This window comes from Rickettsia argasii T170-B, assembly GCF_000965185.1.
GTDB lineage: Bacteria > Pseudomonadota > Alphaproteobacteria > Rickettsiales > Rickettsiaceae > Rickettsia > Rickettsia rickettsii.
Genome location: NZ_LAOQ01000015.1, coordinates 1 through 7,741, shown reverse-complemented (window position 1 = coordinate 7,741; position 7,741 = coordinate 1). Strand labels below are relative to the sequence as shown.

Here is a 7,741-nt window from a genome sequence, read left to right as displayed (position 1 = left end):
ACTATATGGCATGATAAGGTTGTAGGTTATATTAGTAAGAAAGGTAACATCTATGCATTTTATAAAAAATACTGTTATGGGGTTAGGGCACGAATTGAAGCTCAAATTTCAAGAATTAAGCGATGTATTGGTTCATCTCTATTAACTAAAAAAATAGCATTACAAAAATGCGAAGCCACTGTTATTGCTAATATTATAAATTTATGGAATTCATTTGGTCAATGCACTGCCGTAAAAATAGGATAATTCCGTCCAAAAAACCCCAATAGATACCCTTCCGAACAAAGTCTAATAAATAATGTTTCTAGATCCCCTTCAGGAAAATATAAACTGATCATTCCCCTTTGTCTTAAACTTTGATTATATTGTGACCAGTTTGTTACTTTATACTTTTGTTTATCTCTTTTCCTAGGTAAACCTGCTCTTACTCGTTCCTTGTATGGCATTATCAATTTATTGTTAATCTAATCCAATATATTATATATAATTCTTCCTATACTTCACACTTATTTATTACACCCTTCCGAACAAAGCCCATAACAACTAACTTAGAAAATCCAACACGTGAGCAAATAGAGAAAATTGTTAGGACACGTTGGTCTATAGAGGTTTATCATCGAGAATTAAAACAAACTTGTGGTATTGAACGCTGTCAGGCACGCACGGGTCGAACTCAAAGAAATCATATTTGCATTGCCGTATTTGCTTGGCTTGATATGAACAAAAGGAGGATATATGAAAAAATTACTTTATATCAACAAACTTGGGAAGTTATAAAAACATCAATTCAGAACAACATTAGATGGCTTTTAACTGATACACAATTTTGCTAAGTGCGAAACTCCTGATTGCCACAGTCTAAAAGCAATCCAGTAATCGCTACTAGATTGATGCTCTATCAGAACGTATACGTACGCTTTGTCATGATCTATATTATTAGTAGTACTATCTTTAATAGTATCTTTTTTTAAAGAAACAGAGTACACGACATCGCTGAGTCTCTTTCTTAAGTCTTCAGTAACAAAGCTTTCTTTCTCTATTTTAATACTACTTAGATTAATCTTATTCTTAAAGGATACTGGCAAATAATACTCTAGAAACTCACGAGCAGCAACAGGCTCACTCATGACCTTTTTAAATAGCTCATCATGCCTTGGGCGCTCGATATTGTCGCTAGCAACACTAGAATCGCTATTTGTACTTATGTCTGATTGATGTTGATGATTAATATGCTTTTCATTAGTCATACTTGCAAATCCTTATAATCTCATTGTCATTGTATGTTCTAACTCTCTTTCTAGGCGTAGCTCTTTAACTTCTGCTTTTACCTTATCAAAGGTTATAGCTATTTGCTTCTCATCTACAAAGCTTGGTACATTATTCTGCCTCTCGTGCTTTATATATTTAAGCGGAGTAGATAAATCACTTATTACTTTGGTATCAATACTTGGTTGATAGTCCCTTTGGAGGTACAAACCTCCATCTTCCAGATGGAGAAGCTTTAGCTTGCCATGTGCGCCATGATGCGTTAGCATCATAAGCACTATGACACATTACAGCAGGAAATCACATACAGTTTACTATCATCGCTATCACATAGTGTGGATTACAAAGTATCGATATAAGGTATTAACTTACGATATAAAAAAGAGGGTTCGAGAAATTATTGCACAGGTAGCAACAGAATTAGGTATTAAAATAGAAAATGGAGTAGTATCAAGCGATCATATACACATTTTTGCTAATATTCCACCTCATATAAAAATCTGTGAATTTGTACAAAAAGCGAAAGGCAGATCTTCAAAGAAGATGCAAGAGGAATTTCCAATATTAAAAAAAGTACTGGGGTAGACATTTGTAGGCACGGGGTTACTTTAGTGCTACTAGTGGTAATGTGACTGATGATATAATTAATGAATATATTAATAAGCATACTGATGCACATGAATCAGATATGATTTCTAACATAAGACTCGAATAAGCTTTAGCTTGATATGCGACTTCTAGTCGCTATAATCAAACTTTCATTTCTCAGATGAAAGTGGTTGATTATATGACCAAGAAATGGGTTATGCCGATTCCAAACTGGAACGCAGCTATGGCTCACTTTTTGATAAATTTGAAGGTAGAATTTAAGCCCTATGAAAAATTTACACACTTAATTAGAAAGACTTAGTTTTGTATTAAAAATTTTCATTTTTTTATTACTAGCAATAATCTGTGTTATTTGATAAAATGAAATCTAAAAGCAAGGGAAAGTTATGAATAATATTAACGCTAAGTTTTACATACCATTAGTGTCACTACTTGGTATATTCATTTATTTACTAAATTATTTTAATAAAATATCTCAGTGTTCTTTAGTATTTGTGTTTTTAGCTATAACTACCAATATTATATCTGAGTTATATGGTAGAAAGAGAGCTTTGATTACTGTAGCGTTATGTATAATAGTAAGTTGTGGTTTGTTATGGGACTTCAATTATTATATTCATGGTCGTGTTATTAAAGGAGTTGTTTTTGCATCTTTTATATCTGTATTATTATCAACATATTGTAGTACAAGTATATTTTCACAACTTAAGCCAAGATGTTCTTTGAATACAAGAAATTTTGCTAGTTTAATAATGTGTTCGGTCGTAGATGGTATTGTGATGTCAGGATTTTTTGTAAATGTATTCTCTACAAGTAAAGTTTTGTCGATATTTTATAAAGAAGTATTATATAAATGTGTATATTCATTAACAGTTTATATATGTATATTTTTAGGATTATTTTTAGTTCAAAAAGTATATGGTAATAATGGGAGTGTCCACGAACTGAAAAATTTTGGTTCTGTTGCATCTAAGCATCATATCCAGTAAAAGTTTAGACCAAAATCTTAGATTTTAGATGTTATTATGCCATTAGGCACCGTCATATATGGACGCCAAAGTAAAAGCAAGAACAAATAGAAAAAGTCCGTCCGCCAAAATTTAAAAAAATATTACTTGTGGCACTAATTTCCAAAAACAAGGCGATTTTAGAGCAAATTACTATGATTTTGAGGGCTAATTTCAAATTTTTGTATCAAAAAACACACTATTTCCCAAAACGTACTCAATTTATCTTATTACCATTTTTTCGTATTTCCATAAGCTTTTGATATAAAACCTTTCATTTTCTTATGGATTTTACTATTACTTTTTGCCTTAAAACCCTTTAATCTATGGGACTTATAGAGTTTTGGCGGATGGACAAAAAAAATTATAGTAATTTAATAATATATATCCTATTTTTTTGGCTATATTTTAATTGTTATTAAGTTAGGACATTTTATGCTTACTGGTTTTCAATTCCGTGCTGCCAAATCATTATTGGAATATTTACAATAATTTATCTATCTCTCTACAAATTATTTCTCTTATTATTCTTTGCTGACTTTTATTAGTCTGTTCAGAAATATATTTTATTTTTAATAAGTAAACTTCTGATAATTTAACTGTAAATACTTTTTGCACATCATTGCGTATTAGGTCATTTTCCCAAGGTAATACCACTGGTTTATTATTTGTACTTTTACTTTTTTTGTACTCCGCTTCTAAAATAAACTCTTCTATAGATTTTTTAGCGGGTGGGTGTATGCTAAGCTTATTCATTTTTACTAAATATCTCCTCATATAACATTGTAATTTCTTTTATTGCCTTATTATCTTTAGCATCTAGTTCTACAATTGATAATCCTGACTTTGCAGCTTTTCTATAACATATACGTTCTTTTATGATTGATTTTGATAAATTTAAATGATCAAAATCATTTAAGATACTTAATGCTTCATCCACCTCATTAATAACAGGATTCGTCGAAGCTCTGTTTATTAAAATGTATGATTGTAGACTCGTATTAAAACTTTGTGCCTGTGCTACTAAATCATTAATGATACTTAATGTCCAAATATCAAATTGTGATGCTTGTACTGGAATATACATAATATCTGCTACTGTCATTGCTGCCCTTAATTCAATACTATCCCTACCCCCAGCATCTATTATTATATCCTCATATCTATTACGCAGATCTCTAATATCTGATGCTAAGTTAGTCCCAAATTTTTGTATATTTGGTATTCTTGTAATGATATTACGTAAATCTCTGATATCGGACCATGCACTTGCACTACCTTGTTTATCAGTATCAACCAATAATACATCATGTCCCGTTTGCATTCTTATCGTCGCTAAATTGGTGGCAATGGTCGTTTTACCAGTACCTCCTTTTTCTCCACCTATTAATACTATCATTATATTCTCTCTAATGCAGTTATAATAACAATACATAACATGTTATGTATTGTTATTATAAAACATGTTATAACAATTGTATATATCTTTGTACGTAATTCTAGTAATATCCATATACCACCCACTTAACCCCACATCCTTCGCTAATTCTCCTTATCACATGCGAATAGTTATTTTTGACCCAATCCGCCATGAACCTTGTGGGCACGGTTAGGGTCAGTGTTTTAGTTTCCCTGCATTCTTTAGCCTCTGTTTTAGAAAACCAAACCGCATCTATAGCCTCCCCTAATTCCTCAATTAGTCCATTTCGTATTTGGTTCCATGCTGTGTTTTCTTCTATTGTATTTAGTTCCTTACTACTTTCTAAAATTCCAATATCTTTGCTATTAGATATAATAGCAGATACTGCCGTTTTAGGATATTTCATTTCCTTGTTTACTCCTATTGCTATCTCTTTTTTCTCTCTACCCCTTTCAGCATCTCCTACATCCTCAGGCTTTACATCTCCAACAGCAGTCACATAATATCCATTAATGCCATATACTGCTTCTAGTTGCTCACTTAATATCTCTATTTGTCGCTCGCTTAAATCTAGATGACTTGGAATTAATGCAGTAATAAAGCTATTATCGTAATTTGTTTTGAATTCTACCTGTGTTAGTATTTCATATGCCACATTTGTACTAAATCTTCCTGCTATCTTCTTCCTTACCTGCATTTCTTTACTAGTATCAAATGAATTCTCTATTTGGTTTAGATATTTCTCTTTTCAAGTAAGTTTTTCTCTTCTGCATTGATGTTACAGCTGAACCTGAAGCCAGCGTAATTAACACGCGGCCCTTGGTGTTTTTCATGCTTGAGTATCTGTCCCATGTAGCTTAAAAATGTAAATTTGTTCTTAAATCTCTTTTCAGGATATTTGATGTATAGCTTCAACAGTAATTGATTCACAAAGTTATTACTGAACTCTCTATTTGCTCTAAAGTTGAGTATACTTACGTCTTTTTCTGAGAGTGGGTAGAAATGTCTTAATTCCTTATATTCAGATATATTTTTAATGGTTCTTGCAGCAGACTCAGAGGTAGTATTGGAGCAAGGTTGTTTAGTATCAATAGAATCTTCAAAAGAATTATTATAAGATTCAGATGGAAACGAGCTTTGCTCGTTTCCAAAAACCTTTGCTTTGTAGCTTATTGATGAATTTTTTGTTTTTGGTGATATTTCGGTTGTATTTGCAAAATTATTCAAAGATCTTTTTTTAAGATTCAGATAATTTGCATCTATATAATCTATATTTTTAATAATACTATTCTTTAATATAAGGTCTTTATTATATAATTGACTAAAATCAGTGCAAGTAGGGTCATATTTAGTGCATTCCCATTCTTTAGGGGATTCCAAGGCTTGATTATCATTGCATTCTACCCTAGTGTGATCGTCAATTACTGCTTCTTGTGTATGCTGATTATTGTGCGTGGTGATGAAGGGAACATTAAGCACTGATATCTGCCATAATGATTTATCCACTCTACTGTTATAATCTTCTGTATCTTTTATGCAAAATCGCTGTTTAGAGATAAGATTATTCTCTTCTAAAGTCTTTAATGCTTTAGCTAGACTATTTCTATGTAATTTAAGCTCTTTTTGTAATTCTTGATATGATGTAACAATAGAGTATAAATTATGAGTTAATGCATTATCAGAATCATCATAATTGTACTTATTAGCAGAAGATTTGTAAATCTTAGTAAAAAGATAAAGCATTATAACTTTAGATGTTGCAGAAATGCTACAATTAGAATTTAATTGTTTTAAGAACTGATAAGGCACTCTTATAAACATCTTAGTTTTTTCGAGATGTTGTCTTTTACCTTCTAAAGTAGGTATAAAGGTTTTATCTATAGAATCTAAACTATTTGAGTTATTTTGGTGTGTTGCTTCATCATTTACTTCACATAAATCAAACCTATCAGGCTCATACTTAAGATCATTAAAAACCTTGTCAGGTATTGTTGTGGTAATAATGTTACGATTATTCTGTCCTTTATCATTCTTATCTCTATGCATAAGGAAATATCCTTTATCCTCTAGAGATTTTTGCAGAACAAACACTTCAGATTTAGAGCACGCAAGTCTTACTGCCCAGCTTTTAGCAGGCAGAGATACAGATCTATTACGCCTTTTAGAGGAATTAATATAAGAAAAAGAATCAGCTAAGATATAGTACATCTTCTCAAGTGAAGATAACTCTTTGCTTGATAATATATGAGATAAGATACACCCAGTTATTGGGATGTATGATTGATTCTTTGTGGTATCAAGGTATTGATGTATACCTATATCATCACTTGGTAACCCAAGTGGGTAAAATAATTGCATTTTATGCTCCTTTTATGGAGCCAAGAAATTCTATTACACTTGATTAATGACCAAATATAGGGTATGATGAGTTATACAAAAAGTACCACCTTTGTATGTATAACTAAGTAAATTTATTTACTTATATATCCATTATTTGGTGTTAAGAAGTCACGACTTATTTCTTAGCACCAATTTTAAGTAATCGTCATTAATCCACTCTAATATCTATTATTTTTGGCGTCAACTACTATTTTTGTTTTTTTTTCACTAAAATCTTTGGATCTTTAATTAGAGTAACAGTTAAATCATCAGGAAAAGTAATACCTAAATGCTCAAAAAATCTTCTGAGTACTGGTATTTGTATTTTGCTTGACTCTATATACTCCATATTGTTTTTATGTTCTAATAAACTAATAGATGATGAAGAAAGTTTCGTATAATGACTTAATTCATCTTGAGTTAACCCAGAAGCTATACGAGATGCTTTAAGCTGAAATCGTGTTAAATTTGTGTTATTAGATTGTAAAAAAGCATCATCTCTTTTTAGAGAAATGGTATGTTCTTTAGGAAAAAGAATATTTTTTTGCTCAAAGAAATCTTTGATCATTATAATATTATGAGACACACCACGAATATATTGAAGATTTTGTGTATTCGCAAAACGCACTAATGTAGTTTCATGTATTCCTATTACGTTAGCTATATCTCTGAATGTATATTCCAATAATGATTTGGCAGCACGGAATTGAAAACCAGTAAGCATAAAATGTCCTAACTTAATAACAATTAAAATATAGCCAAAAAAATAGGATATACCAGAAAAAAGTAATTGTATATGTAATAACATGTTATTACATATACATACATATATTGTTAATACATAACATTATAATAGTTATATTGGTTGTGATCTCCCAATCATATAATCAATAGACATATTAAAATATTGAGCTAAGGCTATAATAACAGGAGTGCTTAAACTTTTTTTGGTACTATTTTCTTTAATAAAATGCATTATGGTACTGTCACCAATACCACAGTTTTTTTCTAGGTCATAAATGCTCATATTCAATATGTATAATTGTTTTTTAAGAAACAG

General features: G+C 30.7%; 8 protein-coding genes and 4 pseudogenes. 4 read left to right on the top strand and 8 right to left on the bottom strand.

Features of this window, described 5'->3' with window-relative positions; all coding sequences use genetic code 11:
- Positions 1–246, top strand: a pseudogene (locus RAT170B_RS10855) (transposase); the annotation flags it as partial.
- On the opposite strand, the gene RAT170B_RS07485 reads toward RAT170B_RS10855, so the two are convergent.
- Positions 219–446, bottom strand: a complete 228-nt coding sequence (locus tag RAT170B_RS07485) for a hypothetical protein (RefSeq protein ID WP_045806052.1) — start codon at positions 444–446, stop codon at positions 219–221. The pseudogene RAT170B_RS10855 and the gene RAT170B_RS07485 overlap by 28 nt on opposite strands.
- A 150-nt stretch (positions 447–596) precedes the next feature.
- Here RAT170B_RS07485 and RAT170B_RS12520 point away from each other — a divergent pair.
- Positions 597–693, top strand: a pseudogene (locus RAT170B_RS12520) (hypothetical protein); the annotation flags it as partial.
- Between the two features lie 155 nt (positions 694–848).
- Here RAT170B_RS12520 and RAT170B_RS07480 read toward each other — a convergent pair.
- Both RAT170B_RS07480 and RAT170B_RS07475 read right to left on the bottom strand, forming a co-directional pair.
- Positions 849–1,247: pseudogene (locus tag RAT170B_RS07480) on the bottom strand (Rpn family recombination-promoting nuclease/putative transposase); the annotation flags it as partial.
- Between the two features lie 12 nt (positions 1,248–1,259).
- A complete protein-coding gene (locus tag RAT170B_RS07475; protein WP_146620387.1) occupies positions 1,260–1,475 on the bottom strand; it encodes a hypothetical protein in 216 nt (71 codons plus the stop codon).
- Positions 1,476–1,599: 124 nt separating this feature from the next.
- On the opposite strand from RAT170B_RS07475, the gene tnpA reads away from it, so the two are divergent.
- Both tnpA and RAT170B_RS07465 read left to right on the top strand, forming a co-directional pair.
- Positions 1,600–1,851: an IS200/IS605 family transposase gene (tnpA, locus tag RAT170B_RS12515; RefSeq protein WP_409994165.1), complete on the top strand. Its 252-nt coding sequence runs from the start codon at positions 1,600–1,602 to the stop codon at positions 1,849–1,851.
- A gap of 410 nt (positions 1,852–2,261) precedes the next feature.
- Positions 2,262–2,864, top strand: a complete 603-nt coding sequence (locus RAT170B_RS07465; protein WP_045806050.1) for a VUT family protein — start codon at positions 2,262–2,264, stop codon at positions 2,862–2,864.
- Between the two features lie 501 nt (positions 2,865–3,365).
- On the opposite strand, the gene RAT170B_RS07460 is transcribed toward RAT170B_RS07465, so the two are convergent.
- The 5 genes and pseudogenes from RAT170B_RS07460 to RAT170B_RS10850 form a co-directional block, all read right to left on the bottom strand.
- Complete coding sequence (locus RAT170B_RS07460; protein ID WP_045806049.1) at positions 3,366–3,638, bottom strand: hypothetical protein; 273 nt, start codon at positions 3,636–3,638, stop codon at positions 3,366–3,368.
- A complete protein-coding gene (locus tag RAT170B_RS07455) occupies positions 3,631–4,281 on the bottom strand; it encodes an AAA family ATPase (protein WP_045806048.1) in 651 nt (216 codons plus the stop codon). The genes RAT170B_RS07460 and RAT170B_RS07455 overlap by 8 nt, the downstream gene beginning before the upstream one ends.
- A 100-nt stretch (positions 4,282–4,381) precedes the next feature.
- Positions 4,382–6,660 (bottom strand): annotated as a pseudogene (locus RAT170B_RS07450) (DnaA N-terminal domain-containing protein).
- Between the two features lie 229 nt (positions 6,661–6,889).
- Positions 6,890–7,405 carry a hypothetical protein gene (locus RAT170B_RS07445; protein ID WP_146620386.1) on the bottom strand — a complete coding sequence of 172 codons (516 nt, stop codon included), beginning with the start codon at positions 7,403–7,405 and terminating at the stop codon, positions 6,890–6,892.
- A gap of 132 nt (positions 7,406–7,537) precedes the next feature.
- Positions 7,538–7,741 (bottom strand): helix-turn-helix domain-containing protein (locus tag RAT170B_RS10850; RefSeq protein WP_045806046.1); only part of this gene is annotated, 204 nt, incomplete at its 5' end.

What these genes read in the sequence shown, in the direction of transcription:
- RAT170B_RS07485 (WP_045806052.1), bottom strand. Translation starts at nt 446, where the DNA reads ATGCCATACAAGGAACGAGTAAGAGCAGGTTTACCTAGGAAAAGAGAT.
- RAT170B_RS07465 (WP_045806050.1), top strand. Translation starts at nt 2,262, where the DNA reads ATGAATAATATTAACGCTAAGTTTTACATACCATTAGTGTCACTACTT.
- RAT170B_RS07460 (WP_045806049.1), bottom strand. Translation starts at nt 3,638, where the DNA reads ATGAATAAGCTTAGCATACACCCACCCGCTAAAAAATCTATAGAAGAG.
- RAT170B_RS07455 (WP_045806048.1), bottom strand. Translation starts at nt 4,281, where the DNA reads ATGATAGTATTAATAGGTGGAGAAAAAGGAGGTACTGGTAAAACGACC.
- RAT170B_RS07445 (WP_146620386.1), bottom strand. Translation starts at nt 7,405, where the DNA reads ATGCTTACTGGTTTTCAATTCCGTGCTGCCAAATCATTATTGGAATAT.